Genomic DNA, 1,533 nt, shown 5'->3' with positions numbered 1-1,533 from the left:
CCGCCGGCCACACTTAAAATACCAATAACCAGTAAATAAATAGTTAGGGGGGAAATATCTGCCTCACCGACTCCAGTCATCGGTATGGTGATCCATAAGTTAGGATTTTGTGGCGGTTTTATCCAAAATAAATACGGCTCTCCTGGTGTGATCCTTACCTCGGCTTCTCCGCCCAAACGTTGGGACATCTGACTCGACAGAAAAGGATAATAAATCGCCTGCTCTAAGCCCTGAGCTTCGGCTTGTCGTTCTGTATAAACTCGAATACCGGTTGCGGCATAAAAGCGACGGCTCATTTCAGGGTCAAAGTGTTTACGGTCTTCGATAAACACCAATTTGATCTGGGTGGCCAACAAGTTATTAATTTGCTGGTAACTGGGTCGGATAAAATAATACGTAACCGACAAGTAAGACACGATTTGGTTGATCAGCAATAACATGCCAATCAACAAAACCGTTTGACCAAAGGCACTTTTAGGAAGGAGTCTCACTTGCAGCTTACTTCAACATTAAGCGTTTTGACCGCCATCAGGCACAAAGACATAACCGAGGCCCCACACTGTTTGAATATAACGTGGGTTGGCAGGGTCTTCTTCAAGCATGCGCCGTAAACGCGACACTTGTACATCAATGCTGCGCTCAAGAGCACTATAATCACGGCCACGAGCTAGATTCATTAGCTTATCCCGTGAAAGTGGTTCACGAGGGTGAGTGACTAAAGACTTTAATACCGCAAACTCGCCACTGGTTAAGGTCATGGGTGTACCTTCGGTAGTCATTTCTCGCGTACCTAAATTAAGTGAGTACTTACCAAAAGTAATGATTTGCTCTTCTAACGACGGCGCACCCGGCGCTTCATTCGTTTTACGTCGAAGTACCGCCTTCGCCCTAGCTAATAATTCACGCGGATTAAAAGGCTTAGGTAAATAATCATCTGCGCCCATTTCTAAGCCGATAATCCGGTCAACTTCATCGCCTTTGGCGGTGAGCATAATAATCGGAATTTGATTGTCTTTTTGGCGCAAACGCCGACAAATAGACAAACCATCTTCACCGGGCAACATGAGATCAAGCACCATTAAATGAAAATTTTCGCGCTCTAAATACCGATCCATTTGCTCAGAATTAGCCGCGGCTCTAACTTGATAGCCTTGTTCAACTAAATAACGTTCAAGCAAACTGCGCAAGCGCATATCGTCATCGACAACGAGAATTTTAGTGGTTTCTTGACCCATGATATTTATCCATTAACAAGCAATGTGAGCACTATAAGTGAAAGCGATGAAATTCCAAAGCTTCGCTCAAAAACACCCTCGTCTGGATTGTTACAAAGTTTGTCACTTTTACTGCCCAGTTAATCATAGTGGTTACGCTGAGAGGCAACATCGCTGTAATACACGACAAACTCCACCTCAAAACCATCGGGGTCGACAAAATACACATTGTCTCGATGCAACGTAGCAACACCAGGCTTGGCTATTTCAAAGCCTACCTCTTTCAAGCGACTAATGAGCGCCGCAAGATTATTAACTA

General features: G+C 44.4%; 1 protein-coding gene and 1 pseudogene. Both read right to left on the bottom strand.

Annotated features, from left to right (window positions below):
* Nucleotides 1-491 (bottom strand): annotated as a pseudogene (locus tag NWQ57_RS22130) (two-component system sensor histidine kinase EnvZ); the annotation flags it as partial.
* A gap of 18 nt (nucleotides 492-509) precedes the next feature.
* Nucleotides 510-1,235: a two-component system response regulator OmpR gene (ompR, locus tag NWQ57_RS22125; RefSeq protein WP_306024358.1), complete on the bottom strand. Its 726-nt coding sequence runs from the start codon at nucleotides 1,233-1,235 to the stop codon at nucleotides 510-512.
* Nucleotides 1,236-1,533 lie beyond the last annotated feature (298 nt).

The sequence above is a fragment of the Paraglaciecola sp. genome, assembly GCF_030730205.1.
Taxonomy (GTDB): domain Bacteria; phylum Pseudomonadota; class Gammaproteobacteria; order Enterobacterales; family Alteromonadaceae; genus Paraglaciecola.
The sequence above is the reverse complement of the archived record's forward strand: the minus strand, read 5'-3'. Positions and strand labels throughout refer to the sequence as shown.

Bases quoted from the DNA above. Each gene is read 5' to 3' on its own strand.
- ompR (WP_306024358.1), bottom strand. From the start codon at position 1,235: ATGGGTCAAGAAACCACTAAAATTCTCGTTGTCGATGACGATATGCGC.